Origin of the sequence: Xanthomonas hyacinthi, from assembly GCF_009769165.1 — a bacterium.
Taxonomy (GTDB): domain Bacteria; phylum Pseudomonadota; class Gammaproteobacteria; order Xanthomonadales; family Xanthomonadaceae; genus Xanthomonas_A; species Xanthomonas_A hyacinthi.
In genome coordinates this window covers 819,693-844,944 of record NZ_CP043476.1, presented here as the reverse complement: position 1 = coordinate 844,944, position 25,252 = coordinate 819,693, and the positions used below count along the sequence as shown (strand labels likewise).

The following is a 25,252-nucleotide window of genomic DNA, read 5'->3' as shown; positions in this document are numbered from 1 at the left end:
GCGACATCGCGTCAGAATACTGTTGACAAGGCAGGGATGTCAGGGAAGAATAGCGGGCTGTTTCACCCCGGTCTGATTTCGGCTTTGCGGCCTGGTCTGGGCGGGTAGCTGGAGGGATACCCAAGCGGCCAACGGGGGCAGACTGTAAATCTGCTGGCTTACGCCTTCGGTGGTTCGAATCCACCTCCCTCCACCAGTTTTTTGTTGTGGCAGTGCGGCATCCCGTAGCGGGAGTAGTTCAACGGTAGAACCTCAGCCTTCCAAGCTGATGGTGCGGGTTCGATTCCCGTCTCCCGCTCCATTGAACGCGCTTGTGTCACAATGGAACAACGCTCACGTAGCTCAGTCGGTAGAGCACCTCCTTGGTAAGGAGGAGGTCGAAGGTTCGATTCCTTTCGTGAGCACCATATTCAGTCTCCAAATCTTTCTACGATCACCGAGAACAAGCAGCCATGGCCAAGGGTAAGTTCGAGCGCACCAAGCCGCACGTCAACGTCGGCACCATCGGTCACGTCGACCACGGCAAGACCACGCTGACCGCGGCGCTGACCAAGATTGGCGCAGAGCGCTTCGGCGGCGAATTCAAGGCCTATGACGCGATCGACGCGGCGCCGGAAGAGAAGGCGCGCGGCATCACGATCTCGACCGCGCACGTGGAATACGAATCGGCGAAGCGTCACTACGCGCACGTGGATTGCCCGGGCCATGCGGACTACGTGAAGAACATGATCACCGGCGCGGCGCAGATGGACGGCGCGATCCTGGTGTGCTCGGCCGCGGACGGCCCGATGCCGCAGACCCGCGAGCACATCCTGCTGTCGCGCCAGGTCGGCGTGCCGCACATCGTGGTGTTCCTGAACAAGGCCGACATGGTCGACGACGCCGAGCTGCTCGAGCTGGTCGAGATGGAAGTGCGCGAGCTGCTGAGCAAGTACGACTTCCCGGGCGACGACACCCCGATCATCCACGGTTCGGCGCGTCTGGCGCTGGAAGGCGACCAGAGCGAGATCGGCGTGCCGTCGATCCTGAAGCTGGTGGAAGCGCTGGATACGTTCATCCCCGAGCCGCAGCGCGACGTGGACAAGCCGTTCCTGATGCCGGTGGAAGACGTGTTCTCGATCTCCGGCCGCGGCACCGTGGTGACCGGGCGTATCGAGCGCGGCGTGATCAAGGTGGGTGACGAAATCGAAATCGTCGGCATCCGCGCCACGCAGAAGACCACGGTCACCGGCGTGGAAATGTTCCGCAAGCTGCTGGACCAGGGCCAGGCGGGCGACAACGCCGGTCTGCTGCTGCGCGGCACCAAGCGCGACGACGTGGAGCGCGGCCAGGTGCTGTGCAAGCCGGGTTCGATCAAGCCGCACACCGAGTTCGAAGCCGAAGTGTACGTGCTGTCGAAGGACGAGGGCGGCCGTCACACGCCGTTCTTCAAGGGCTACCGCCCGCAGTTCTACTTCCGCACCACCGACATCACCGGCGCGTGCGAGCTGCCGGAAGGCGTGGAGATGGTGATGCCGGGCGACAACGTGAAGATGGTGGTCACGCTGATCAACCCGGTGGCGATGGACGAAGGCCTGCGTTTCGCGATCCGCGAGGGCGGCCGCACCGTCGGCGCCGGCGTGGTGGCCAAAATCATCAAGTAATGCCCGCTGCGGCGACTTCGCTCGCCGCAGTTCGACGATGTGCAGGCGGCTTCGGCCGTCGGGTTCAGCGAAGGGCGGGCCGGAACCTTCGGTCCGCCTTCGCCGTCTAAGGGAAGTGCAGTCGTTCTTACTACACGCCAGTAGCTCAATTGGCAGAGCAGCGGTCTCCAAAACCGCAGGTTGGGGGTTCGAGTCCCTCCTGGCGTGCCAATCTGCCGCACCCTATCCAGTGACCTTGGTCGCATAGCCGCAAGAGTCGGATGAACAGCAAGATCGAACATTCCAAAGGCACCACCGCTTCCTCCGGTGGCGATATCGTCAAGTACGTCATCGCTGCATTGCTGGTGGTTGCGGGCCTGTTTGTCTGGTTCTGGTTCGGCGAACCGAGTCGTGCGACGCAGCTGGGGGGCTGGTCCGGTCCGTTGCGTGGGCTGGCGGTCATCGCCGGCCTGGTCGCGGGCGCTGCGGTGTTCCTGCTGACCGCCAAGGGGCGCGAAGCCCGCGAGTTCGTGTCCGAGTCCCGGTTCGAGCTGCGCAAGGTGGTCTGGCCGACCCGTCAGGAAGCGATCCGCACCACCTGGGTCGTGATCGTGGTGGTGATCATTCTGAGTCTGCTGCTGGGTGGCTTCGATTTCCTGATCCAGAAGCTGATGCAGTGGTTCGTGAGTCGTTGAGGAGAGTGCAGCAGTGAAGCGTTGGTATGTCGTTCACGCCTATTCAGGCTTCGAGAAGTCCGTGGCCCAAACGCTGCGCGACCGCATTGTGCGTGACGAGATGCAGGAGCGCTTCGGCGACGTGCTGGTGCCGACCGAGGAAGTGATCGAGATGCGCTCCGGCCAGAAGCGCCGTTCCGAGCGCAAGTTCTTCCCGGGCTACGTGCTGGTGCAGATCGAGACCCACGAAGAAGCCGGCATCCCGCGCATCGACAACGAAAGCTGGCATCTGGTCAAGGAAACCCCGAAGGTGATGGGCTTCATCGGCGGCACCGCCGACCGTCCGCTGCCGATCCGCGACGAAGAGGCCGATGCGATCCTGCAGCGCGTTCAGGATGGCGTGGAAAAGCCGCGTCCGAAGGTGCTGTTCGAGCCGGGCCAGATGGTCCGCGTCACCGACGGCCCGTTCAACGACTTCAACGGCGTGGTCGAGGAAGTCAACTACGAGAAGAGCCGCCTGCGCGTGGCGGTGCTGATCTTCGGCCGCTCCACCCCGGTGGAGCTGGAATTCGGCCAGGTCGAGAAGGCCTGAGCCCGCGCCGGCGCGGCTGCGCCGGACGCCAAAATCTCTGCTATACTGCGCGGCTCGCTGTCCAGGCTAGTCGCCTGGCAGGTCCGGAAGCCGCCGCGAGGCGGCTTTCTGCGCACTTCAAACGTGATGGCGGGACACGTGATTTTCCCGTCGCGATGGGGAGCCTGCGGTTTGGGCGCTAGCACCCGGAGACCACTGAAATGGCAAAGAAAGTCGTCGGTTACATCAAGCTGCAGGTGAAGGCCGGTCAGGCCAACCCCTCGCCGCCGGTCGGTCCTGCGCTGGGTCAGCGCGGCCTGAACATCATGGAATTCTGCAAGGCGTTCAATGCCGCCACGCAGAAGCTGGAGCCGGGCCTGCCCACTCCGGTCATCATCACGGCCTATTCGGACCGTACCTTCACCTTCATCACCAAGAGCACCCCGGCCAGCGTGCTGCTGAAGAAGGCGGCCGGCGTCACCTCCGGCTCCAAGCGCCCGAACACCGAGAAGGTGGGCAAGGTCACCCGCAAGCAGCTCGAAGACATCGCCAAGGCGAAGGAAGCCGACCTGACTGCAGCCGAGCTGGAAGCGGCGGTGCGTACGATTGCGGGTTCCGCCCGCAGCATGGGCCTGACGGTGGAGGGTTAAGCGATGGCACAGACCAAGCGACAGAAAGCGATCCGTGCTGCGGTGCAGCCGGGCAAGGCGTATTCGATCGACGAAGCGCTGAAGATCATCAAGTCCACCAGCAAGGCCAAGTTCGTCGAAGCCGTCGACGTGGCCGTGCGCCTGGGCGTGGATGCCAAGAAGTCCGACCAGCAGGTGCGCGGTTCCACCGTGCTGCCGGCCGGTACCGGCAAGAGCGTGCGCGTGGCCGTGTTCGCCCCGGCCGGTGCCAAGGCTGACGAGGCCCTGGCCGCGGGCGCCGAAGCCGTCGGCATGGACGACCTGGCCGAGAAGATGCAGGCCGGCGACCTCAACTACGACGTGGTCATCGCCACCCCGGACGCGATGCGCGTCGTCGGCAAGCTGGGTACGCTGCTGGGCCCGCGCGGCCTGATGCCGAACCCGAAGGTCGGCACCGTGTCGGCCAATCCGGCCGAAGCGGTGAAGAACGCCAAGTCGGGTCAGGTGCGCTACCGCACCGACAAGGCCGGCATCATCCACTGCACCATCGGCAAGGCCAGCTTCGAAGACGACGCGCTGAAGAACAATCTGCAGGCGCTGCTGCTGGACCTGGTCAAGGCCAAGCCGGCGACCTCGAAGGGCACCTACCTGCAGAAGATCTCGGTGAGCTCGACCATGGGGCCGGGCGTCACCGTCGATCAGGCTTCGCTGTCCCTGAAGTAATCGCGACACGGCGCCGCCTCGCCAGAGGCGGCGCCGGTTCCACCCTTTTGAAGGCGTCGCCGAGGGGCAACCCGGAGCGAAGCCGTCAAAGACCGCAGGCGCGGTCGGCGCATACCGGCGACGGGCACGGAAGCTCGATATGGCAAGGAGTCGCCGTCGGTACAGCGGGATCGCTTAATCCAGTCCCCGCGGGGACGGGCCGGCGTAGATGGTGCCGCCTTTCTGGAGTTTTTCTGGTTCAGGCCAGCTCGGGGTTTCCCGGGCGCGCTCACTCCAGGTCTGGAACGGCCACCAACTGGGATGCCACTCGGCGTCCCCGGCATCCAGGATGGAGGCCGCCCAGGACCGCAAGCGGCAGGAGCCGTGAGCGGAGTTTGTTTGAAGCAGGGATTCGGGATTCGGGATTGGGGATTGGCAAGAGCGCATCACGGCTCCTGCGACTCCCGAACCATCGGCCTCGAACCCGGCTTTAACGGAGGAGTGCAATGGCTCTCAATCTGTCCCAGAAGCAAGAAGTCGTCGCCGAACTGGCGGACGTTGCCGCGAAGGCTCACTCCTTGGTTGCTGCCGAGTACGCCGGCATCACGGTCGCCCAGCTGACCGCGATGCGCAAGAAGGCGCGCGAAACCGGTGTGTACTTGCGTGTTGTCAAGAACACCCTGGCCGCGCGTGCCGTTGCCGGTACCGAATACGAGTGCGTCCAGGACGCGCTGGTCGGTCCGCTGCTGTATGCGTTCTCGACGGAAGAACCCGGCGCTGCCGGTCGTCTGATCAAGGAATTCGCCAAGGGTAACGACAAGCTGCAGGCCAAGGTCGTGTCTGTGGGTGGCCAGCTGTATCCGGCCGCTCATCTCGAGGTGCTGGCATCGCTGCCGACCCGCGAGCAGGCGCTGGCCATGCTGGCACGGGTCCTCGCCGAGCCGGCGAGCATGTTCGCCCGCGCGGTCAAGGCCGTGGGCGACAAGCTCGGTGGTGGCGAAGAAGCCCCCGCCGCAGTGGAAGAAGCCCCGGCCGAAACGGCTTAAGTTCGCGACACCTGAAACGGTTCACTAGAACCTCATCCAGAAAAAATTCCAAAGGTAATCACAATGTCCCTGTCTAACGAACAGATCGTCGACGCAATCGCCGAAAAGTCCCTCATGGAAGTGATGGAGCTGGTCAAGGCCATCGAAGAGAAGTTTGGCGTCTCCGCCGCCGCCCCGGTCGCCGCTGCCGGTCCGGCCGCCGCTGCCGCCCCGGTCGAAGAGCAGACCGAGTTCAACGTCATCCTGAAGGCTATCGGCGAGAAGAAGGTCGAAGTCATCAAGGCCGTGCGCGCCATCACCGGCCTGGGCCTGAAGGAAGCGAAGGACCTGGTCGAAGGTGCTCCGCAGACCGTCAAGGAAGCCGTGTCGAAGGAAGATTCCGAGAAGTTCAAGAAGGATCTCGAGGCCGCCGGCGCGACCGTCGAAATCAAGTAATCGGCATCTTGCATCGCCAGCGTGTCAGGTGATGCATCGAAGGCTGGGGACGCGAGTCCCCGGCCTTTGGCCGTTTCAGGCGGGAATCGGGAATAGGGAATGGAGAATCGGAAAAGCCGCGGTGCGTGCTCTCCCGATTCCCGTGTCTCCATTCCCGATTCCCAGCCTTACCGAGTTGGTAGTTGGAAGTAGCAAGAGAAGGCGTGCTGGTGCCGGCAATACCAGCGACTTCCAACTGACAATTTATGTTCACTCAGGGCCGCGGACGCGCGGCCCGCACAGCCAAGGTGATACCTCATGACGTCTTATTCGTTCACCGAAAAGAAGCGTATCCGCAAGGATTTCGGCAAGCAGCGCTCGATCCTCGAAGTGCCGTTCCTGCTGGCGATCCAGGTGGATTCCTACCGCGAGTTCCTGCAGGAGAACACCGACCCGAACAAGCGTTCGGACCACGGCCTGCACGCGGCCCTGAAATCGGTGTTCCCGATCTCCAGCTACAGCGGCAACGCGGCCCTGGAGTACGTCGGCTACAAGCTGGGCGACCCGGTGTTCGACGAGCGCGAATGCCGCCAGCGCGGCATGAGCTACGGCGCCCCGCTGCGGGTGACCGTGCGCCTGGTGATCTACGACCGCGAGTCCTCGACCAAGGCCATCAAGTACGTGAAGGAGCAGGAGGTCTACCTCGGCGAGATCCCGCTGATGACCGAGAACGGCACCTTCATCGTCAACGGCACCGAGCGCCTCATCGTCTCGCAGCTGCACCGTTCGCCGGGCGTGTTTTGCGACAGCGACCGCGGCAAGACCCACAGCTCGGGCAAGCTGCTGTACAGCGCCCGCATCATCCCGTATCGCGGCTCCTGGCTGGACTTCGAGTTCGACCCGAAGGACGCGCTGTTCACCCGTATCGACCGCCGCCGCAAGCTGCCGGTGTCGATCCTGCTGCGCGCGCTCGGCTACTCGAACGAAGAGATGCTGGCCGAGTTCTTCGAGATCAACACCTTCCACATCGACCCCAAGGAAGGCGTGCAGCTGGAGCTGGTGCCCGAGCGGCTGCGCGGCGAGACGCTGAACTTCGACCTGGCCGATGGCGACAAGGTCATCGTCGAGGCCGGCAAGCGCATCACCGCGCGCCACGTCAAGCAGCTCGAAGCCGCCGATATCGCCGCGCTGGCCGTGCCCGACGAATACCTGGTCGGCCGCATCCTGTCGCACGACGTGGTCGATGCCGCGACCGGCGAACTGCTGGCCAGCGCCAACGACGAGATCAGCGAAGACCAGCTGACCGCGTTCCGCAAGGCTGGTGTCGACGCCGTGGGCACGCTGTGGGTCAATGACCTGGATCGCGGCCCGTACCTGTCCAACACCCTGCGCATCGATCCGACCAAGACCCAGCTCGAAGCGCTGGTCGAGATCTATCGGATGATGCGTCCGGGCGAGCCGCCGACCAAGGACGCGGCGCAGAACCTGTTCCACAACCTGTTCTTCACCTTCGAGCGCTACGACCTGTCCACGGTCGGCCGCATGAAGTTCAACCGCCGTATCGGCCGCAAGGAAGTCATCGGCGAGTCGGTGCTGTACGACAAGAAGTACTTCGGCGAACGCAACGACGAGGAGTCCAGGCGCCTGGTCGCCGAGCACGCCGACAGCTCCGATATCCTCGACGTGATCAAGATACTGACCGAGATCCGCAACGGCCGCGGCGTGGTCGACGACATCGATCACCTGGGCAACCGCCGCGTGCGTTCGGTCGGCGAAATGGCCGAGAACGTGTTCCGCGTGGGCCTGGTCCGCGTCGAGCGCGCGGTCAAGGAGCGCCTGTCGATGGCCGAGTCCGAAGGCCTGACCCCGCAGGAGCTGATCAACGCCAAGCCGGTGGCTGCGGCGATCAAGGAGTTCTTCGGCTCCTCGCAGCTGTCGCAGTTCATGGACCAGAACAACCCGTTGTCGGAAGTGACGCACAAGCGCCGCGTCTCCGCGCTCGGCCCGGGCGGCCTGACCCGCGAACGCGCCGGCTTCGAAGTGCGCGACGTGCATCCGACCCACTACGGCCGCGTCTGCACCATCGAGACCCCGGAAGGCCCGAACATCGGCCTGATCAACTCGCTGGCGGTGTACGCCCGCACCAACCAGTACGGCTTCCTGGAGACGCCGTACCGCAAGGTCGTGGACGGCCAGATCACCGACGACGTCGAGTACCTGTCGGCGATCGAGGAGAACGAGTACGTGATCGCGCAGGCCAACGCGCTGCACGATGCCAAGAGCCGCCTGACCGAGCAGTTCGTGCCGTGCCGCTACCAGGGCGAGTCGCTGCTGAAGCCGCCGGGCGAAGTGCACTTCATGGACGTGTCGCCGATGCAGACCGTGTCCATCGCCGCGGCGCTGGTGCCGTTCCTGGAGCACGACGACGCCAACCGCGCGCTGATGGGCGCGAACATGCAGCGCCAGGCCGTGCCGACGCTGCGTGCGCAGAAGCCGCTGGTCGGCACCGGCATCGAGCGCGCCGTGGCGCGCGACTCGGGCGTGACCGTGAACGCCAAGCGCGGCGGCGTGATCGAGCAGATCGACGCGGCGCGCATCGTGGTCAAGGTCAACGAGGAAGAGATCGGCGGCGGCACCGATGCCGGCGTGGACATCTACAACCTGATCAAGTACACGCGCTCCAACCAGAACACCTGCATCAACCAGCGTCCGCTGGTCAATGTGGGCGACGTGATCGCGCGCGGCGACGTGCTGGCCGACGGCCCCTCGACCGACATCGGCGAGCTGGCCCTGGGCCAGAACATGCTGATCGCGTTCATGCCGTGGAACGGCTACAACTTCGAAGACTCCATCCTGCTCTCCGAGCGCGTGGTGGAAGAGGATCGCTACACCACGATCCACATCGAAGAGCTGACCTGCGTGGCGCGCGACACCAAGCTGGGGCCGGAGGAAATCTCCGCCGACATCCCCAACGTGTCCGAGCAGGCGCTGAACCGCCTGGACGAGTCGGGCGTGGTGTACATCGGCGCCGAAGTGCGCGCCGGCGACATCATGGTCGGCAAGGTCACGCCGAAGGGCGAGAGCCAGCTGACCCCGGAAGAGAAGCTGCTGCGCGCGATCTTCGGCGAGAAGGCCTCCGACGTGAAGGACAGCTCGCTGCGCGTGCCGCCGGGCATGGACGGCACCGTCATCGACGTGCAGGTGTTCACCCGCGACGGCATCGAGAAGGACAAGCGTGCCCGCCAGATCGAGGAAAACGAGATCAAGCGGGTCAAGAAGGACTTCGACGACCAGTTCCGCATCCTGGAAAGCGCGATCTATGCGCGTCTGCGCGCGCAGCTGATCGGCAAGGTCGCCAACGGCGGTCCGAACCTGAAGAAGGGCGATACCATCAGCGACGCCTACCTGGACGGGCTGAAGAAGTCCGACTGGTTCGCGCTGCGGATGAAGGACGAGGAGCCGTCGGATGCGATCGAGCGCGCGCAGAAGCAGATCCAGGCGCACGAGAAGGAATTCGAGCGTCGCTTCGCCGACAAGCGCGGCAAGATCACCGCCGGCGACGACCTCGCCCCGGGCGTGCTGAAGATGGTCAAGGTGTTCCTGGCGGTGAAGCGCCGCATCCAGCCCGGCGACAAGATGGCCGGCCGCCACGGCAACAAGGGTGTCGTGTCGATGATCCAGCCGATCGAGGACATGCCGTACATGGCCAACGGCGAGACCGTGGACATCGTGCTGAACCCGCTGGGCGTGCCATCGCGCATGAACATCGGCCAGGTGCTGGAAGTGCATCTGGGCTGGGCCGCCAAGGGCCTGGGTCGCAAGATCCAGAACATGCTCGAGGCGCAGACCAAGGTCGCCGACCTGCGCAAGTTCCTGACCCAGATCTACAACCACGACCAGAAGCTGGGCGAGGACCGTGTGGACCTGGATCAGTTCAGCGACGCGGAGCTGCTGCGCCTGGCCGGCAACCTGACCGACGGCGTGCCGATGGCCACCCCGGTGTTCGACGGCGCCACCGAGGCGGAGATCAAGCACATGCTCGAACTCGCCGACCTGCCGATCAGCGGCCAGACCCAGCTGTACGACGGCCGCACCGGCGAGGCGTTCGATCGCCACACCACGGTCGGCTACATGCACATGCTGAAGCTGAACCACCTGGTCGACGACAAGATGCACGCGCGCTCCACCGGTCCGTACTCGCTCGTCACCCAGCAGCCGCTGGGTGGCAAGGCGCAGTTCGGCGGCCAGCGCTTCGGCGAAATGGAAGTCTGGGCGCTGGAAGCCTACGGCGCGGCCTACACCCTGCAGGAAATGCTGACGGTGAAGTCCGACGACGTGCAGGGCCGCAACCAGATGTACAAGAACATCGTCGACGGCGAGCACGAGATGGTCGCCGGCATGCCGGAATCCTTCAACGTGCTGGTGAAGGAAATCCGCTCGCTGGCCATCAACATGGAACTGGAAGACTGATCGCGCAGGCGCGGGTGCCCAACGGCATCCGCGCCGCCGCAGCGCTCTGACAGCCCATCGACACGTATTCCTCCTTTCGGAGAAACACCATGAAAGACCTGCTCAACCTCTTCAACCAGCAGCGCCAGACGCTGGACTTCGACGCGATCAAGATTGCGTTGGCCTCGCCGGACCTGATCCGTTCGTGGTCCTTCGGCGAAGTGAAGAAGCCGGAAACGATCAACTACCGGACCTTCAAGCCCGAGCGCGACGGCCTGTTCTGCGCCGCGATCTTCGGTCCGATCAAGGACTACGAGTGCCTGTGCGGCAAGTACAAGCGCATGAAGCACCGTGGCGTGGTCTGCGAGAAGTGCGGCACCGAAGTGACCCTGGCCAAGGTGCGCCGCGAGCGCATGGGCCATATCGACCTGGCCTCGCCGGTCGCGCACATCTGGTTCCTGAAGTCGCTGCCCTCGCGCATCGGCCTGATGCTGGACATGACCCTGCGCGACATCGAGCGCGTGCTGTACTTCGAAGCCTACGTGGTGACCGAGCCGGGCCTGACCGCCCTGGAGCGCCGCCAGCTGCTGACCGAAGAGCAGTTCCTGACCGCGCGCCAGGAGCACGGCGACGACTTCGATGCCGCGATGGGCGCCGAGGCGGTGTACGAGCTGCTGCGCACGATCGACCTGCAGTCGGAAATGACCCGCCTGCGCGAGGAAATCGCCAGCACCGGTTCGGAAACCAAGCTCAAGCGCCTGACCAAGCGCATCAAGCTGGTCGAAGCCTTCCTCGAGTCGGGCAACCGTCCGGAGTGGATGGTGATGACCGTGCTGCCGGTGCTGCCGCCGGACCTGCGTCCGCTGGTGCCGCTGGACGGCGGCCGCTTCGCGACCTCCGATCTGAACGACCTGTACCGCCGCGTCATCAACCGCAACAACCGCCTGCGCCGCCTGCTCGAACTCAATGCGCCGGACATCATCGTGCGCAACGAAAAGCGCATGCTGCAGGAATCGGTGGATGCGCTGCTGGACAACGGCCGCCGCGGCCGCGCCATCACCGGCACCAACAAGCGCCCGCTGAAGTCGCTGGCCGACATGATCAAGGGCAAGCAGGGCCGGTTCCGCCAGAACCTGCTCGGCAAGCGCGTGGACTACTCCGGCCGTTCGGTCATCGTGGTCGGCCCGACCCTGCGTCTGCACGAGTGCGGCCTGCCGAAGAAGATGGCGCTGGAGCTGTTCAAGCCGTTCGTGTTCGCCAAGCTGCAGCGTCGCGGCCTGGCCACCACCATCAAGGCTGCCAAGAAGCTGGTCGAGCGCGAAGAAGCCGAAGTCTGGGACATCCTGGAAGAGGTCATCCGCGAGCATCCGGTGCTGCTGAACCGTGCGCCGACCCTGCACCGTCTGGGCATCCAGGCGTTCGAGCCGGTGCTGATCGAAGGCAAGGCGATCCAGCTGCATCCGCTGGTGTGTACCGCGTTCAACGCCGACTTCGACGGCGACCAGATGGCCGTGCACGTGCCGCTGTCGCTGGAAGCGCAGCTGGAAGCGCGCGCGCTGATGATGTCCACCAACAACATCCTGTCGCCGGCCAACGGCGAGCCGATCATCGTGCCGTCGCAGGACGTGGTGCTGGGCCTGTACTACATGAGCCGCGCCCTGGAGAACAAGAAGGGCGAGGGCATGGTGTTCGCCAACATCGCCGAAGTGAAGCGCGCCTACGACAACCGTGCGGTCGAGCTGCACGCCAAGGTCAAGGTCCGCATCACCGAGACGGTGATCGACGAGGACGGCAGCCGCAGCAAGAAGACCTCGATCGTGGACACCACGATCGGGCGTGCGCTGCTGGCCGAAATCCTGCCGGAAGGCCTGCCGTTCGCGCTGGCCAACACCGAGCTGACCAAGAAGAACATCAGCCGCCTGATCAACTCCAGCTACCGCCAGCTGGGTCTGAAGGACAGCGTCGTGTTCGCCGACAAGCTGATGTATACCGGCTTCGCCTACGCGACCCGCGCCGGCGTGTCGATCGGCATCGACGACATGCTGATCCCGGACGAGAAGAAGGGCATCCTGACCGAGGCCGAGGCCGAAGTGCTGGAAATCCAGGAGCAGTACCAGTCCGGCCTGGTCACCGCCGGCGAGCGCTACAACAAGGTCGTGGACATCTGGTCGCGCACCAACGAGCGCGTCGCCAAGGCGATGATGGACACCATCGGCACCGAGAAGGTCACCAATGCCAAGGGCGAGATCATCGACCAGAAGTCGATGAACTCGCTGTACATCATGGCCGACTCCGGCGCGCGTGGTAGCCAGGCGCAGATCCGTCAGCTGGCCGGCATGCGCGGCCTGATGGCGCGTCCGGACGGCTCGATCATCGAGACCCCGATCAAGGCCAACTTCCGCGAAGGCCTGAACGTGCAGGAGTACTTCAACTCCACCCACGGCGCGCGCAAGGGTCTGGCCGATACCGCGCTGAAGACCGCCAACTCCGGCTACCTGACCCGCCGCCTGGTCGACGTGGCGCAGGACGTGGTCATCACCGAGCCCGATTGCGGCACCACCGAAGGCCTGACCATGACCCCGATCGTGGAAGGCGGCGACGTGGTCGAGCCGTTGCGCGACCGCGTGCTCGGCCGCGTGGTGGCCGAGGACGTGTTCCTGCCGGGCAACGACGAGGATCCGATCGTCACCCGCAACACGCTGCTCGACGAGCAGTGGGTGGCCAAGCTGGAAGAGGCCGGCGTGCAGACGCTGAAGGTGCGCTCCACGATCACCTGCGCCTCCTCGTTCGGCGTGTGCGCCCGCTGCTACGGCCGGGACCTGGCGCGCGGCCACCTGGTCAACATCGGCGAAGCGGTCGGCGTCATCGCCGCGCAGTCGATCGGCGAGCCGGGTACCCAGCTGACCATGCGGACCTTCCACATCGGCGGCGCGGCGTCGCGTGCGGCGGCGGTGGACAACATCACGGTCAAGACCACCGGTTCGATCAAGTTCAACAACCTCAAGTCGGTCGAGCACGCCAACGGTTCGCTGGTGGCGGTGTCGCGTTCGGGCGAACTGTCGGTGCTCGACGGCCATGGCCGCGAGCGCGAGCGCTACAAGCTGGCCTACGGCGCCACGATCACCGCGAAGGACGGCGACGCGGTCAAGGCCGGCCAGTCGGTCGCCAACTGGGATCCGCATAACCACCCGATCGTGTCGGAAGTGGCCGGTTTCATCCGCTTCATCGACTTCATCGACGGCGTCACCGTCATCGAGAAGACCGACGAGCTGACCGGCCTGGCCTCGCGCGAGATCACCGATCCCAAGCGCCGCGGCACCCAGGCCAAGGAGCTGCGCCCGATCGTGCGCATCGTCGACGGCAAGGGCAACGACCTGACCATCCCGGGCACCGATCTGCCGGCGCAGTACCTGCTGCCGCCGCGCTCGATCGTCAACCTGCAGGACGGTGCGGCGGTGGGCGTGGGCGATGTGGTCGCCAAGATCCCGCAGGAAGCGTCCAAGACTCGCGACATCACCGGCGGTCTGCCGCGCGTGGCCGACCTGTTCGAAGCGCGCAAGCCGAAGGATCCGGCGATCCTGGCCGAGCGTTCGGGCATCATCAGCTTCGGCAAGGACACCAAGGGCAAGCAGCGCCTGATCATCAAGGACACCGATGGTTCGGAACACGAAGAGCTGATCCCCAAGTATCGCCAGATCATCGTGTTCGAAGGCGAGCACGTGGCCAAGGGCGAGACCGTGGTCGACGGCGAGCCGAGCCCGCAGGACATCCTGCGCCTGCTCGGCGTGGAGCCGCTGGCCGCCTACCTGGTCAAGGAAATCCAGGACGTGTACCGCCTGCAGGGCGTGAAGATCAACGACAAGCACATCGAGGTCATCACCCGGCAGATGCTGCGCAAGGTCGAGATCACCGACCAGGGCAACAGCAAGTTCCTCAACGGCGAGCAGGCCGAGCGCCAGCGCGTCATCGAGGAAAACGCCCGCCTGGGCAACCGCAACGAGCTGCCGGCCAAGTACGACCCGGTGCTGCTGGGCATCACCAAGGCCTCGCTGGCCACCGAGTCGTTCATCTCCGCGGCCTCGTTCCAGGAGACCACCCGCGTCCTCACCGAGGCGGCGGTCCGCGGCACCAGCGATACGCTGCGCGGCCTGAAGGAAAACGTGATCGTCGGCCGCCTGATCCCGGCCGGCACCGGCCTGGCCTACCACAGCCTGCGCCGGCGCAACTCCAGCGGCCTGACCGAGTCGGAGATGCAGACCCTGTCCGGCGGCAACGCCGAGCCGGCGGTCGAAACGCCCGCACCGGCGGCTGCCAGCAGCGAAGAGTGAGCCTGATCGGCCCGTGCGCGGGGCCGGTCGTTGCAAGCGAAAGGGGGCGCAACGGATGCGCCCCGTGTTCCGGCCCGGGATGGGCAGCAAGTTAAGTTTTCGTTGAGTTGACGGGGCTTTGACTTGGCCGCTATACTTTCCTGTCTCGGCAGGCCGTCCTTCGGCCTGCCTTCGTTTTCACGCATCCAGGCCGCACGGCCTCAATCAGAAGAATCCACTGATGGCGACGATCAACCAGCTGGTCCGCAAGCCGCGGCAGGCGACCACCTACAAGAGCGCCTCTCCGGCGCTGGACAAGTGCCCGCAGCGCCGTGGCGTCTGCACGCGCGTGTACACCACCACCCCGAAGAAGCCGAACTCGGCCCTGCGTAAGGTCGCCAAGGTGCGCCTGACGAACCAGGAAGAGGTCATCAGCTACATCGGCGGCGAAGGCCACAACCTGCAGGAGCACTCCGTGGTCCTGATCCGCGGCGGTCGCGTCAAGGATCTGCCGGGCGTGCGCTACCACACCGTGCGCGGTTCGCTCGATGCCGCCGGCGTCGCCAAGCGTCGCCAGGGTCGTTCCAAGTACGGCGCCAAGCGTCCGAAGAGCTAAGGGAAAGCACAATGTCTCGTAAAGGTTCTACTCCGCAGCGTATCGTCCTGCGGGATCCCAAGCACGCCAGCGAAACCATCGCCCGTTTCATCAACATGGTGATGCTGAGCGGCAAGAAGTCGGTCGCCGAAAAGATCGTCTATGGCGCAATGGACGTCATCGGCGAGAAAAATCCGAATGCGGTCGAGCTGGTGCAGAAGGCGCTGGACAACGTCGCTCCGGCGGTCGAAGTCAAGTCGCGCCGCGTCGGCGGTGCCACCTACCAGGTGCCGGTCGAGGTGCGTTCCTCCCGTCGCATGGCGCTGGCCATGCGCTGGCTGATCGACTCGGCGCGCAAGCGTGGCGAGAACTCGATGCCGCGCAAGCTCGCGGCCGAACTGGTCGACGCCTCGGAAAACCGTGGTGGCGCCATCAAGAAGCGCGAAGAAACCCACCGCATGGCGGAAGCGAACAAGGCGTTCGCGCACTACCGCTGGTGACCTTCCGGGCCTTGGAAACCAGGCCCGTCAGCACGATCTCTACGTGCTGCTAGCTGCGCCGCCGAGCGCCGCACAAATCCGAAGGCCGCCGCAAGGCGGCGTTCGGCCATCCGCAATCCAAGAATTCTGAGAGGCTCCCTGTGGCCCGCAACACTCCCATCGAGCGTTACCGCAACTTCGGCATCATGGCCCACATCGATGCCGGCAAGACCACCACCTCCGAACGCATCCTGTTCTACACCGGCGTCAGCCACAAGATCGGCGAGGTGCATGACGGTGCCGCGACGATGGACTGGATGGAGCAGGAGCAGGAGCGTGGCATCACCATCACCTCCGCCGCGACCACCGCGTTCTGGAGCGGCATGGACAAGTCGCTGCCGCAGCACCGCTTCAACATCATCGACACCCCCGGGCACGTCGACTTCACCATCGAAGTCGAGCGTTCGCTGCGCGTGCTCGACGGCGCGGTGTTCGTGCTGTGCGCGGTCGGCGGCGTGCAGCCGCAGTCCGAGACGGTGTGGCGCCAGGCCAACAAGTACGCGGTGCCGCGTCTTGCCTTCGTCAACAAGATGGACCGCACCGGCGCCAACTTCGACAAGGTGGTCGAGCAGCTGAAGTCGCGCCTGGGCGCCTACCCGGTGCCGATGCAGGTGCCGATCGGCGCCGAAGACGGCTTCGAGGGCGTGGTCGACCTGATCAAGATGAAGGCGGTCCATTGGGATACCGCCTCGCAGGGCACCGTGTTCGAGTACCGCGAGATCCCCGCGCACCTGGCCGACAAGGCCGTCGAGGCGCGTGCGTTCATGGTCGAGGCCGCGGCCGAAGCCAACGAAGAGCTGATGGACAAGTACCTCAACGAGGGCGACCTGTCCGAAGCGGAGATCGTCGGTGGTCTGCGCGAGCGCACCCTGAAGGTGGAAGTGGTGCCGGTGTACTGCGGCACCGCGTTCAAGAACAAGGGCGTGCAGGCGATGCTCGACGGCGTGATCCAGCTGCTGCCGTCGCCCAATGACCGTCCGCCGGTCAAGGGCATCGACGAGGACGACAAGGAAGACAGCCGTCCGGCCACCGACACCGCGCCGTTCTCGGCGCTGGCGTTCAAGATCATGACCGACCCGTTCGTGGGTTCGCTGACCTTCTTCCGCGTCTACTCTGGCACGTTGAACTCCGGCGACCAGGTGTACAACCCGGTCAAGTCGCGCAAGGAGCGGGTGGGCCGCATCCTGCAGATGCACTCCAACAATCGCGAAGAGATCAAGGAAGTGCGCGCGGGCGACATCGCCGCGGCGGTGGGCCTGAAGGACGTCACCACCGGCGATACGCTGTGCGCGCAGGACCACATCATCATCCTGGAGCGCATGGTGTTCCCGGAGCCGGTGATCTCGATGGCGGTGGAGCCGAAGACCAAGTCGGACCAGGAAAAGATGGGCGTCGCGCTGAGCCGCCTGGCCCAGGAAGATCCCTCGTTCCGCGTCAACACCGACGAAGAATCCGGCCAGACCATCATCCGCGGCATGGGCGAGTTGCACCTGGAAATCATGGTCGACCGCATGAAGCGCGAGTTCAACGTCGAAGCCAATGTCGGCAAGCCGCAGGTGGCCTACCGCGAGACCATCCGCAAGGCGGTCAAGCAGGAAGGCAAGTTCGTGCGCCAGTCCGGCGGCAAGGGCCAGTACGGCCATGTCGTGCTCGAGATCGAGCCGCAGGAGCGTGGCCTGGGCTACACCTTCGAGAACGCGATCGTCGGCGGCGTGGTGCCGAAGGAATACATCCCGGCGGTGGACAAGGGCATCCAGGAAGCGGTGGCCAACGGCGTGATGGCCGGCTACCCGATCGTGGACATCAAGGTGCGCCTGATCGACGGTTCGTACCACGACGTCGACTCCTCGGAAATGGCGTTCAAGATCGCCGGCTCGATGGGCTTCAAGGAAGGCTTCAACAAGGCCAGCCCGGTGCTGCTGGAGCCGATCATGAAGGTCGAAGTGGTGACCCCGGAAGATTATCTGGGCGACGTGATGGGCGACGTCAGCCGCCGTCGCGGCATCCTGCAGGGCCAGGACGACAGTCCGTCCGGCAAGGTGATCAACGCGATGGTGCCGCTGGGCGAGATGTTCGGCTACGCCACCACGCTGCGCTCGATGTCGCAGGGGCGCGCCACGTTCTCGATGGAGTTCGACCATTACGCTGAAGCGCCGACCAACATCGCCGAGTCGGTCATCAAGAAGAGCTGAGATCAGAGCGGCGGGATTCGGGACGCGGGCATCGCCAGTCCCGCAGCCCGGTCCCTTGTCCCCCATTACGAATTAGAAGGTAAAAAACATCATGGCAAAAGGTAAGTTCGAGCGCACCAAGCCGCACGTCAACGTCGGCACCATCGGTCACGTCGACCACGGCAAGACCACGCTGACCGCGGCGCTGACCAAGATTGGCGCAGAGCGCTTCGGCGGCGAATTCAAGGCCTATGACGCGATCGACGCGGCGCCGGAGGAGAAGGCGCGCGGCATCACGATCTCGACCGCGCACGTGGAATACGAATCGGCGAAGCGTCACTACGCGCACGTGGATTGCCCGGGCCATGCGGACTACGTGAAGAACATGATCACCGGCGCGGCGCAGATGGATGGCGCGATCCTGGTGTGCTCGGCCGCCGACGGCCCGATGCCGCAGACCCGCGAGCACATCCTGCTGTCGCGCCAGGTCGGCGTGCCGCACATCGTGGTGTTCCTGAACAAGGCCGACATGGTCGACGACGCCGAGCTGCTCGAGCTGGTCGAGATGGAAGTGCGCGAGCTGCTGAGCAAGTACGACTTCCCGGGCGACGACACCCCGATCATCCACGGTTCGGCGCGTCTGGCGCTGGAAGGCGACCAGAGCGAGATCGGCGTGCCGTCGATCCTGAAGCTGGTCGAGGCGCTGGATACGTTCATCCCCGAGCCGCAGCGCGACGTCGACAAGCCGTTCCTGATGCCGGTGGAAGACGTGTTCTCGATCTCCGGCCGTGGCACCGTGGTGACCGGCCGTATCGAGCGCGGCGTGATCAAGGTGGGCGACGAAATCGAAATCGTCGGCATCCGCGCCACGCAGAAGACCACGGTCACCGGCGTGGAAATGTTCCGCAAGCTGCTGGACCAGGGCCAGGCGGGCGACAACGCCGGTCTGCTGCTGCGCGGCACCAAGCGCGACGACGTGGAGCGCGGCCAGGTGCTGTGCAAGCCGGGTTCGATCAAGCCGCACACCGAGTTCGAAGCCGAGGTGTACGTGTTGTCGAAGGACGAGGGCGGCCGTCACACCCCGTTCTTCAAGGGCTACCGTCCGCAGTTCTACTTCCGCACCACCGACATCACTGGCGCGTGCGAGCTGCCGGAAGGGGTGGAGATGGTGATGCCGGGCGACAACGTGAAGATGGTGGTCACGCTGATCAACCCGGTGGCGATGGACGAAGGCCTGCGTTTCGCGATCCGCGAGGGTGGCCGCACCGTCGGCGCCGGCGTGGTGGCCAAGATCATCAAGTAATGCCCGCATGTGTCGGCGGCCCTCCGGGGCCGTCCGGCCGGTGGCGACCGCGGCTTCGGCTGGCGGTTCAGCGAAGGGTCGGCGCAAGCCGGCCCTTCGTCGTTTCGGGGACGGGTCGTTTGAGGGGAGGGTGGACAACGCAAAATTCTTGCCGCGGCATGTTGCGGGCAGGTGAAACAGCCGCTATAATGCGCGGCTCGGCGTTCCTGGGTAGGGCGCCGGATACACCGCGAAAAGAGAGGCAGGACGCCCCTCGTGTTCGCCAGACCGGGAAGGTCGCGCTGCATGGAGCATTCGACGGCCTCGCGCTGTTGACGTTAGCTTTATCTGCGCATTATACTTTTCCGTCTGGGCAGGCCGGGTGACTGGTCTGCCTCAGTTTTTGGGCGGAGGAATGGCCCTCGCCAGCTGGATGCTCGGCGGTATTCGACATCAGGAAATAATCGGGGCAGGTATCCCAGAGGCCTTGCCCGTCGCTCTTTTAACGAAGGAACCCACCGCCATGGCGGAGCAAAAGACCGGTCAGAAAGCGGATCAGAAGATCCGGATTCGGCTGAAGGCGTTCGATCATCGTCTGATCGACCGTTCGGCCAGCGAGATCGTTGAGACGGCCAAGCGGACCGGCGCGCAAGTGCGCGGCCCGATCCCGCTGCCGACCAAGATCGAACGCTACACCATTCTCGTTTCTCCGCACGTCGACAAGGACGCGCGCGACCAGTACGAGACCCGCACGCACAAGCGCGTGCTCGACATCATCGGCCCTAACGACAAGACCGTGGACGCGCTGATGAAGCTCGAGCTCGCGGCGGGCGTCGATGTCCAGATCAAGTTGACCTGAGGACTACGACCATGACGAAGAAGTATTCGTTGGGCTTCGTGGGCCGCAAGGCCGGCATGAGCCGCGTCTTCACCGAAGACGGCCGCTCCATTCCGGTGACCCTGATCGAAGCGACCCCGAACCGCATCACCCAGCTCAAGACCGTCGAGAGCGACGGCTACAGCGCCGTGCAGATCACCGTGGGCGCCCGTCGTGCCGCGCTGGTCAACAAGCCCGCCTCCGGCCACTACGCCAAGGCCAAGGTCGAGGCCGGCCGCGGCCTGTGGGAGTTCCGCGTCGAAGACGCGCAGCTGGGCGATTACGCCATCGGCGGCGAGATCAAGGCGGACATCTTCGAGGTCGGCCAGAAGGTCGACGTCCAGGGCGTCACCAAGGGCAAGGGTTTCCAGGGCACCATCAAGCGGTACAACTTCCGCATGGGCGATGCCACCCACGGTAACTCGTTGTCGCATCGCGCGCCGGGTTCGCTGGGTCAGCGCCAGACCCCGGGTCGCGTTTTCCCGGGCAAGAAGATGTCCGGCCACATGGGCGCGGTGCAGCAGAGCACGCAGAATCTGGAAGTGGTCAAGGTCGACGTCGAGCGTGGCCTCATCGCCATTCGCGGCGCGGTGCCTGGCGCTGCCGGTGGCGATGTGATCGTGCGTCCGGCTAGCAAGGCATAAGGAGAGATGACGATGGAACTCGTTATCACGGGTAGCAACAACAAGGTCGCGGTCTCCGACGCCGTGTTCGGTCGCGATTTCAGCGAGGATCTGGTCCACCAGGTCGTCGTCGCCTATCGCAACGCCGGCCGCGCCGGCACCAAGGCGCAGAAGACGCGTTCGGAAGTCAACGGCACCACCAAGAAGTCGAAGAAGCAGAAGGGCGGTGGCGCTCGCCACGGCGCGCTGACCGCTCCGATCTTCGTCGGCGGCGGCGTGACCTTCGCGGCCAAGCCGCGCAGCTTCGAACAGAAGGTGAACCGCAAGATGTATCGCGCCGCGATCTGCGCGATTCTTTCGGAGCTCAACCGCCAGGGTCGCCTGATGGTCGTCGAGGCGTTCGACGTCGAGGCCAGCAAGACCAAGGATCTGATCGAGAAGCTGAAGGGTCTGGACGTGGGCAAGCGTCCGCTGATCGTGACCGAAGAGGCGTCCGAGCATCTGTACCTGTCCGCCCGCAACCTTCCCTACGTGGAAGTGCGCGACGTGCAGGGCCTGGATCCGGTGTCGCTGGTCGGGGCCGATACGGTCGTGATCACCGCCGATGCGGTCAAGAAGGTCGAGGAGTGGCTGGCATGAGCAGCAACGAAAAAATCTTCAGCGTGCTGCGTGCCCCGCGTGTCTCCGAAAAGACCGCGCGTCTGCAGGAACTCTCCAATCAGTACGTCTTCGAGATCTCGAGCGAAGCCACCAAGGCCGATGTCAAGGCCGCGGTCGAGCAGCTGTTCGACGTCAAGGTCGAGTCGGTCAACGTGTTGAACGTCAAGGGCAAGAACAAGTCCTTCCGTTCGCGCAGCGGTCGTCGCGGCGATTGGCGCAAGGCGTACGTGCGTCTGGCCGCAGGCCAGTCCATCGACGTAACGGCCAAGGCCTGAGGTCCATCCCATGCCATTGATGAAATTCAAACCCACTTCTCCCGGCCGTCGTTCGGCCGTGCGCGTGGTCACGCCCGATCTGCACAAGGGCGCGCCGCATGCCGCACTGCTGGAGCCGCAGAGCAAGTCCGGTGGTCGTAACCACCACGGCCGCATCACCACCCGTCACGTCGGCGGTGGCCACAAGCAGCATTACCGCCTGATCGACTTCAAGCGCAACAAGGAAGGCATTCCGGCGCGCGTGGAGCGGATCGAATACGATCCGAACCGCACCGCCCATATCGCCCTGCTGTGCTATGCCGACGGCGAGCGCCGCTACATCATCGCGCCGAAGGGTCTGAAGGCCGGCGACCAGGTGATCGCGGGTTCGGACGCGCCGATCAAGACCGGCAACACGCTGCCGCTGCGCAACATCCCGGTCGGTACGACGGTGCACGGCATCGAGCTGAAGCCCGGCAAGGGCGCGCAGATCGCGCGCGCTGCCGGCGCCGCGGTGCAGCTGGTCGCGCGTGAGGGCATCTACGCCACCCTGCGTCTTCGCTCCGGCGAAATGCGCAAGGTGCCGGTCGAGTGCCGCGCCACCATCGGCGAAGTCGGCAACGACGAGCACAACCTCGAGAAGCTCGGCAAGGCGGGCGCCAAGCGCTGGCGCGGCGTGCGTCCGACCGTTCGCGGTGCGGCCATGAACCCCGTCGATCACCCGCACGGTGGTGGTGAGGCGAAGGCCGGTCAGGGTAATCCGCATCCGGTCACCCCGTGGGGTGTGCCGACCAAGGGTTACAAGACGCGCCATAACAAGCGCACCGAACAATTCATCGTCCGCGATCGTAGGGGCTAATCGACCATGGCACGTTCACTCAAGAAAGGCCCGTTCGTCGATCACCACCTCGTCAAGAAGGTGGAGGCCGCGGCCGGCAGCAAGCGTCCGATCAAGACCTGGTCGCGTCGCTCGATGATCCTGCCGGAGATGGTGGGTTTCACCATCGCCGTGCACAACGGCAAGAACCACGTTCCGGTGCTGGTCAACGAGAACATGGTCGGCCACAAGCTCGGCGAATTTGCCGTCACCCGGACCTTCAAGGGTCACGGTGGCGACAAGAAGTCGAGCCGGTAAGGAGAGATGACGATGGAAGCGAAAGCAATCCTGCGCACTGCGCGCATCTCCCCGCAGAAGGCCCGCCTGGTCGCCGACCAGGTGCGCGGTCTTTCCGCCGAGCGGGCGGTCAACCTGCTGAAGTTCTCGGATAAGAAGGCTGCCCACCTGATCAAGAAGGTGGTGGAGTCGGCGATCGCCAATGCCGAGAACAACCAGGGCGCGGATGTCGACGAGCTGAAGGTCAAGACCATCATGGTTGATGAAGGTCCGACCCTGAAGCGTTTCATGGCGCGGGCGAAAGGCCGCGGTACCCGCATCCTCAAGCGCACCAGCCACATCACTGTGGTTGTGGGCGCCGCCAAGTAAGCGGAAAGGAAAAGACGATGGGTCATAAAGTTCATCCGATTGGAATCCGCCTGGGTGTCTCCAAGGACTGGAATTCCAAGTGGTACGCCGGCAAGGCCGAGTTCGCCGGTTATCTGGCAGCCGACCTCAAGGTCCGCGAAATGCTGCGCAAGAAGTTGGCGCAGGCGGGCATCAGCAAGATCCTGATCGAGCGTCCGGCCAAGACCGCGCGCGTGACGATCCACACCGCCCGCCCGGGCGTGGTGATCGGCAAGCGCGGTGAGGACATCGAGAAGCTGCGCAAGGAAGTGAGCGAGATGATGGGCGTCCCCGCCCACATCAACGTCACCGAAGTGCGCAAGCCGGAGCTGGATGCGCAGCTGGTCGCCGAGTCGATCGCGCAGCAGCTGGAGCGTCGCATCATGTTCCGCCGCGCGATGAAGCGCTCGGTCGGCAACGCGATGCGCCTGGGTGCCCTGGGCATCAAGGTCAACGTCGCCGGTCGCTTGAACGGTGCGGAAATCGCCCGTTCCGAGTGGTACCGCGAGGGCCGCGTGCCGCTGCATACGCTGCGTGCCGACATCGACTATGGCTTCGCCGAAGCCAAGACGACCTACGGCATCATCGGCATCAAGGTGTGGATCTACAAGGGCGAGATCTTCGATTTCTCCCAGGTTGGCCAGGAAAAGCAGGACGATTCCCCGCGCAACGATCGTAACGATCGCGGCGACCGCGGTGACCGTCCGTCGCGTCCGGCTCGTGAAGCGAGGTAACGGCAATGTTGCAACCCAAGCGAACCAAATACCGCAAGATGCACAAGGGCCGTAACGACGGCCTGGCATGGAGTGGCAACGCCGTCAGCTTCGGCGAGTACGGGCTGAAGGCCACCGCGCACGGTCAGCTGACCGCGCGCCAGATCGAAGCGGCGCGCCGTTCGATCAGCCGCTACGTCAAGCGCGGCGGCAAGATGTGGATCCGCGTGTTCCCGGACAAGCCGATCACCAAGAAGCCGATCGAAGTGCGAATGGGCTCCGGCAAGGGCAACGTCGAGTACTGGGTCGCCCAGATCCAGCCCGGCCGCATGATCTATGAAATCGAAGGCGTCGGCGAAGATGTCGCGCGCGAGGCGTTCCGCCTGGCCGCTGCCAAGCTTTCGGTGACCACCACCTTCGTGACCCGGACGGTACGCTGATGGACATCAAACAACTCCGCGAGAAGTCGGCTGACGATTTGAAGGCCCATCTGACCGATCTGCGCAAGGAGCAGTTCGCCCTGCGCATGCAGCAGGTCACCGGGCAGCTGCCGAAGACCCACGAAACCCGCCGGGTGCGCCGCGAGATTGCTCGCGTGAAGTACCTGATCGGCAGCACGAAGTAAGGATGGCCGCCATGAGCGACACTAACGAAAGCAAGACGCTGCGCACGGTCGAAGGCCGCGTCGTCAGCAACAAGATGGACAAGACCGTCACCGTGCTGGTGGAGCGTCAGGTCAAGCATGCGTTGTACGGCAAGTACATCAAGCGCTCGACCAAGCTCCACGCCCACGACGCCGACAACGCCTGCAACGAAGGCGATGTGGTGCGCGTGACCGAGATTGCGCCGCTGTCCAAGACCAAGAACTGGCGGGTGGTGGAAATCGTCACCCGTTCGGCCGAATAAGGGAGATCTGAATCATGATCCAGATGCAGAGCTACCTCGACGTCGCCGACAACTCCGGTGCCAAGGAAGTGATGTGCATCAAGGTGCTAGGCGGCTCCAAGCGCCGCTACGCGCACATTGGCGACATCATCAAGGTCACCGTCAAGGACGCGATCCCGCGCGGCAAGGTCAAGAAGGGCGAAGTCTACGATGCCGTCGTGGTGCGTACCCGCAAGGGTGTGCGTCGTCCCGACGGTTCGCTGATCCGCTTCGACGGCAACGCTGCGGTGTTGCTCAACAACAAGCAGGAGCCGATCGGCACGCGCATCTTCGGGCCTGTTACCCGCGAGCTGCGTTCCGAGAAGTTCATGAAGATCGTCTCGCTCGCTCCTGAAGTGCTGTGAGCGGAGGACATACACATGGCTAACCGTATCAAGAAGGGCGACCAGGTCGTCGTCACTACCGGCAAGGACAAGGGCAAGCAGGGCGAAATCGTCCGCGTCGACGGCGATCGGGTGATCGTCTCCAACGCGAACATCGTCAAGCGCCACACCAAGCCGAACCCGCAGGCAGGCGTTGCCGGCGGCGTGGTCGAGCGTGAAGCGTCGATCCATATCTCCAACGTGGCGATCGTCAACCCGGCAACGGGCAAGGGCGAGCGCGTTGGCTTCAAGGTGCTGGAGGATGGACGCAAACTGCGTGTGTTCCGCTCCAGCGGTGAGGCGCTCGACGCCTGAG

At 64.5% G+C, this 25,252-nt stretch carries 26 protein-coding genes and 4 tRNA genes; all 30 read left to right on the top strand.

Going from position 1 to position 25,252, the window contains the following annotated elements; translation table 11 throughout:
• The first annotated feature begins 110 nt into the window (after positions 1-110).
• The 30 genes from FZ025_RS03935 (at position 111) to rplX (ending at position 25,251) form a co-directional block, all read left to right on the top strand.
• A tRNA-Tyr gene (locus FZ025_RS03935) sits at positions 111-196 on the top strand.
• Between the two features lie 31 nt (positions 197-227).
• A tRNA-Gly gene (locus FZ025_RS03930) sits at positions 228-301 on the top strand.
• 30 nt (positions 302-331) lie between these two features.
• Positions 332-407: transfer RNA gene (locus tag FZ025_RS03925), tRNA-Thr, on the top strand.
• Positions 408-452: 45 nt separating this feature from the next.
• Positions 453-1,643: an elongation factor Tu gene (tuf, locus tag FZ025_RS03920; protein WP_104557641.1), complete on the top strand. Its 1,191-nt coding sequence runs from the start codon at positions 453-455 to the stop codon at positions 1,641-1,643.
• Between the two features lie 134 nt (positions 1,644-1,777).
• Positions 1,778-1,853: transfer RNA gene (locus FZ025_RS03915), tRNA-Trp, on the top strand.
• A gap of 50 nt (positions 1,854-1,903) precedes the next feature.
• Positions 1,904-2,317: a preprotein translocase subunit SecE gene (gene secE / locus FZ025_RS03910; RefSeq protein ID WP_046979767.1), complete on the top strand. Its 414-nt coding sequence runs from the start codon at positions 1,904-1,906 to the stop codon at positions 2,315-2,317.
• 13 nt (positions 2,318-2,330) lie between these two features.
• Positions 2,331-2,888 carry a transcription termination/antitermination protein NusG gene (nusG, locus tag FZ025_RS03905; RefSeq protein ID WP_046979766.1) on the top strand — a complete coding sequence of 186 codons (558 nt, stop codon included), beginning with the start codon at positions 2,331-2,333 and terminating at the stop codon, positions 2,886-2,888.
• A gap of 200 nt (positions 2,889-3,088) precedes the next feature.
• Positions 3,089-3,517 carry a 50S ribosomal protein L11 gene (rplK, locus tag FZ025_RS03900; protein ID WP_046979765.1) on the top strand — a complete coding sequence of 143 codons (429 nt, stop codon included), beginning with the start codon at positions 3,089-3,091 and terminating at the stop codon, positions 3,515-3,517.
• 3 nt (positions 3,518-3,520) lie between these two features.
• Positions 3,521-4,219 (top strand): 50S ribosomal protein L1, encoded by a 699-nt coding sequence (gene rplA / locus FZ025_RS03895; RefSeq protein ID WP_046979764.1) that lies wholly within the window; start codon positions 3,521-3,523, stop codon positions 4,217-4,219.
• A 485-nt stretch (positions 4,220-4,704) separates the two neighbouring features.
• Positions 4,705-5,244: a 50S ribosomal protein L10 gene (gene rplJ, locus FZ025_RS03885; protein WP_046979763.1), complete on the top strand. Its 540-nt coding sequence runs from the start codon at positions 4,705-4,707 to the stop codon at positions 5,242-5,244.
• A 63-nt stretch (positions 5,245-5,307) separates the two neighbouring features.
• Positions 5,308-5,679 carry a 50S ribosomal protein L7/L12 gene (gene rplL, locus FZ025_RS03880; protein WP_046979762.1) on the top strand — a complete coding sequence of 124 codons (372 nt, stop codon included), beginning with the start codon at positions 5,308-5,310 and terminating at the stop codon, positions 5,677-5,679.
• Positions 5,680-5,976: 297 nt separating this feature from the next.
• Positions 5,977-10,128 (top strand): DNA-directed RNA polymerase subunit beta, encoded by a 4,152-nt coding sequence (gene rpoB / locus FZ025_RS03875; protein ID WP_104557647.1) that lies wholly within the window; start codon positions 5,977-5,979, stop codon positions 10,126-10,128.
• Between the two features lie 89 nt (positions 10,129-10,217).
• Positions 10,218-14,435 carry a DNA-directed RNA polymerase subunit beta' gene (gene rpoC / locus FZ025_RS03870; RefSeq protein WP_046979760.1) on the top strand — a complete coding sequence of 1,406 codons (4,218 nt, stop codon included), beginning with the start codon at positions 10,218-10,220 and terminating at the stop codon, positions 14,433-14,435.
• Positions 14,436-14,655: 220 nt separating this feature from the next.
• Positions 14,656-15,030 (top strand): 30S ribosomal protein S12, encoded by a 375-nt coding sequence (gene rpsL, locus FZ025_RS03865; RefSeq protein ID WP_003469157.1) that lies wholly within the window; start codon positions 14,656-14,658, stop codon positions 15,028-15,030.
• A gap of 11 nt (positions 15,031-15,041) precedes the next feature.
• Positions 15,042-15,509: a 30S ribosomal protein S7 gene (rpsG, locus tag FZ025_RS03860; protein WP_104557645.1), complete on the top strand. Its 468-nt coding sequence runs from the start codon at positions 15,042-15,044 to the stop codon at positions 15,507-15,509.
• Between the two features lie 140 nt (positions 15,510-15,649).
• The gene (fusA, locus tag FZ025_RS03855; RefSeq protein WP_104557643.1) at positions 15,650-17,740 is read left to right on the top strand and encodes an elongation factor G; all 2,091 of its coding nucleotides are present in this window, start codon (positions 15,650-15,652) and stop codon (positions 17,738-17,740) included.
• Between the two features lie 91 nt (positions 17,741-17,831).
• Positions 17,832-19,022 carry an elongation factor Tu gene (tuf, locus tag FZ025_RS03850; RefSeq protein ID WP_104557641.1) on the top strand — a complete coding sequence of 397 codons (1,191 nt, stop codon included), beginning with the start codon at positions 17,832-17,834 and terminating at the stop codon, positions 19,020-19,022.
• A gap of 502 nt (positions 19,023-19,524) precedes the next feature.
• Entirely contained in the window at positions 19,525-19,860 is a 336-nt protein-coding gene (gene rpsJ / locus FZ025_RS03845) for a 30S ribosomal protein S10 (protein ID WP_003470680.1), read from the top strand.
• Between the two features lie 11 nt (positions 19,861-19,871).
• Positions 19,872-20,522 carry a 50S ribosomal protein L3 gene (rplC, locus tag FZ025_RS03840; protein ID WP_046979794.1) on the top strand — a complete coding sequence of 217 codons (651 nt, stop codon included), beginning with the start codon at positions 19,872-19,874 and terminating at the stop codon, positions 20,520-20,522.
• Positions 20,523-20,534: 12 nt separating this feature from the next.
• Positions 20,535-21,140: a 50S ribosomal protein L4 gene (gene rplD / locus FZ025_RS03835; RefSeq protein WP_046979793.1), complete on the top strand. Its 606-nt coding sequence runs from the start codon at positions 20,535-20,537 to the stop codon at positions 21,138-21,140.
• Positions 21,137-21,436, top strand: a complete 300-nt coding sequence (gene rplW / locus FZ025_RS03830) for a 50S ribosomal protein L23 (RefSeq protein ID WP_046979792.1) — start codon at positions 21,137-21,139, stop codon at positions 21,434-21,436. The genes rplD and rplW overlap by 4 nt, the downstream gene beginning before the upstream one ends.
• 10 nt (positions 21,437-21,446) lie before the next feature.
• Entirely contained in the window at positions 21,447-22,274 is an 828-nt protein-coding gene (rplB, locus tag FZ025_RS03825; protein ID WP_046979791.1) for a 50S ribosomal protein L2, read from the top strand.
• Positions 22,275-22,280: 6 nt separating this feature from the next.
• A complete protein-coding gene (gene rpsS / locus FZ025_RS03820) occupies positions 22,281-22,550 on the top strand; it encodes a 30S ribosomal protein S19 (protein ID WP_003470666.1) in 270 nt (89 codons plus the stop codon).
• 12 nt (positions 22,551-22,562) lie between these two features.
• Positions 22,563-22,898 (top strand): 50S ribosomal protein L22, encoded by a 336-nt coding sequence (rplV, locus tag FZ025_RS03815; protein WP_003470663.1) that lies wholly within the window; start codon positions 22,563-22,565, stop codon positions 22,896-22,898.
• A gap of 17 nt (positions 22,899-22,915) precedes the next feature.
• On the top strand, positions 22,916-23,650 hold the full coding sequence (rpsC, locus tag FZ025_RS03810) for a 30S ribosomal protein S3 (RefSeq protein WP_046979790.1): 735 nt from the start codon (positions 22,916-22,918) through the stop codon (positions 23,648-23,650).
• Positions 23,651-23,655: 5 nt separating this feature from the next.
• Positions 23,656-24,069, top strand: coding sequence for a 50S ribosomal protein L16 (rplP, locus tag FZ025_RS03805; RefSeq protein ID WP_003470657.1), 414 nt, complete (start codon positions 23,656-23,658; stop codon positions 24,067-24,069).
• Positions 24,069-24,254: a 50S ribosomal protein L29 gene (gene rpmC / locus FZ025_RS03800; protein ID WP_039007513.1), complete on the top strand. Its 186-nt coding sequence runs from the start codon at positions 24,069-24,071 to the stop codon at positions 24,252-24,254. The genes rplP and rpmC overlap by 1 nt, the downstream gene beginning before the upstream one ends.
• 11 nt (positions 24,255-24,265) lie before the next feature.
• Positions 24,266-24,535: a 30S ribosomal protein S17 gene (gene rpsQ / locus FZ025_RS03795; protein WP_046979797.1), complete on the top strand. Its 270-nt coding sequence runs from the start codon at positions 24,266-24,268 to the stop codon at positions 24,533-24,535.
• A 14-nt stretch (positions 24,536-24,549) separates the two neighbouring features.
• The gene (gene rplN, locus FZ025_RS03790) at positions 24,550-24,918 is read left to right on the top strand and encodes a 50S ribosomal protein L14 (protein ID WP_003486699.1); all 369 of its coding nucleotides are present in this window, start codon (positions 24,550-24,552) and stop codon (positions 24,916-24,918) included.
• 15 nt (positions 24,919-24,933) lie between these two features.
• Complete coding sequence (gene rplX, locus FZ025_RS03785; protein ID WP_009607346.1) at positions 24,934-25,251, top strand: 50S ribosomal protein L24; 318 nt, start codon at positions 24,934-24,936, stop codon at positions 25,249-25,251.
• The last annotated feature ends 1 nt before the right edge of the window (position 25,252 follow it).

What these genes read in the sequence shown, in the direction of transcription:
- rpoC (WP_046979760.1), top strand. Translation starts at nt 10,218, where the DNA reads ATGAAAGACCTGCTCAACCTCTTCAACCAGCAGCGCCAGACGCTGGAC.
- rplJ (WP_046979763.1), top strand. Translation starts at nt 4,705, where the DNA reads ATGGCTCTCAATCTGTCCCAGAAGCAAGAAGTCGTCGCCGAACTGGCG.
- rpsS (WP_003470666.1), top strand. Translation starts at nt 22,281, where the DNA reads ATGGCACGTTCACTCAAGAAAGGCCCGTTCGTCGATCACCACCTCGTC.
- rplK (WP_046979765.1), top strand. Translation starts at nt 3,089, where the DNA reads ATGGCAAAGAAAGTCGTCGGTTACATCAAGCTGCAGGTGAAGGCCGGT.
- rplX (WP_009607346.1), top strand. Translation starts at nt 24,934, where the DNA reads ATGGCTAACCGTATCAAGAAGGGCGACCAGGTCGTCGTCACTACCGGC.
- rpoB (WP_104557647.1), top strand. Translation starts at nt 5,977, where the DNA reads ATGACGTCTTATTCGTTCACCGAAAAGAAGCGTATCCGCAAGGATTTC.
- rpsG (WP_104557645.1), top strand. Translation starts at nt 15,042, where the DNA reads ATGTCTCGTAAAGGTTCTACTCCGCAGCGTATCGTCCTGCGGGATCCC.
- rplC (WP_046979794.1), top strand. Translation starts at nt 19,872, where the DNA reads ATGACGAAGAAGTATTCGTTGGGCTTCGTGGGCCGCAAGGCCGGCATG.
- rpsQ (WP_046979797.1), top strand. Translation starts at nt 24,266, where the DNA reads ATGAGCGACACTAACGAAAGCAAGACGCTGCGCACGGTCGAAGGCCGC.
- tuf (WP_104557641.1), top strand. Translation starts at nt 17,832, where the DNA reads ATGGCAAAAGGTAAGTTCGAGCGCACCAAGCCGCACGTCAACGTCGGC.
- rpsL (WP_003469157.1), top strand. Translation starts at nt 14,656, where the DNA reads ATGGCGACGATCAACCAGCTGGTCCGCAAGCCGCGGCAGGCGACCACC.
- rplV (WP_003470663.1), top strand. Translation starts at nt 22,563, where the DNA reads ATGGAAGCGAAAGCAATCCTGCGCACTGCGCGCATCTCCCCGCAGAAG.
- rplD (WP_046979793.1), top strand. Translation starts at nt 20,535, where the DNA reads ATGGAACTCGTTATCACGGGTAGCAACAACAAGGTCGCGGTCTCCGAC.
- rpsC (WP_046979790.1), top strand. Translation starts at nt 22,916, where the DNA reads ATGGGTCATAAAGTTCATCCGATTGGAATCCGCCTGGGTGTCTCCAAG.
- rplW (WP_046979792.1), top strand. Translation starts at nt 21,137, where the DNA reads ATGAGCAGCAACGAAAAAATCTTCAGCGTGCTGCGTGCCCCGCGTGTC.
- tuf (WP_104557641.1), top strand. Translation starts at nt 453, where the DNA reads ATGGCCAAGGGTAAGTTCGAGCGCACCAAGCCGCACGTCAACGTCGGC.
- rpmC (WP_039007513.1), top strand. Translation starts at nt 24,069, where the DNA reads ATGGACATCAAACAACTCCGCGAGAAGTCGGCTGACGATTTGAAGGCC.
- rplL (WP_046979762.1), top strand. Translation starts at nt 5,308, where the DNA reads ATGTCCCTGTCTAACGAACAGATCGTCGACGCAATCGCCGAAAAGTCC.
- secE (WP_046979767.1), top strand. Translation starts at nt 1,904, where the DNA reads ATGAACAGCAAGATCGAACATTCCAAAGGCACCACCGCTTCCTCCGGT.
- rplA (WP_046979764.1), top strand. Translation starts at nt 3,521, where the DNA reads ATGGCACAGACCAAGCGACAGAAAGCGATCCGTGCTGCGGTGCAGCCG.
- rplB (WP_046979791.1), top strand. Translation starts at nt 21,447, where the DNA reads ATGCCATTGATGAAATTCAAACCCACTTCTCCCGGCCGTCGTTCGGCC.
- rplP (WP_003470657.1), top strand. Translation starts at nt 23,656, where the DNA reads ATGTTGCAACCCAAGCGAACCAAATACCGCAAGATGCACAAGGGCCGT.
- rplN (WP_003486699.1), top strand. Translation starts at nt 24,550, where the DNA reads ATGATCCAGATGCAGAGCTACCTCGACGTCGCCGACAACTCCGGTGCC.
- rpsJ (WP_003470680.1), top strand. Translation starts at nt 19,525, where the DNA reads ATGGCGGAGCAAAAGACCGGTCAGAAAGCGGATCAGAAGATCCGGATT.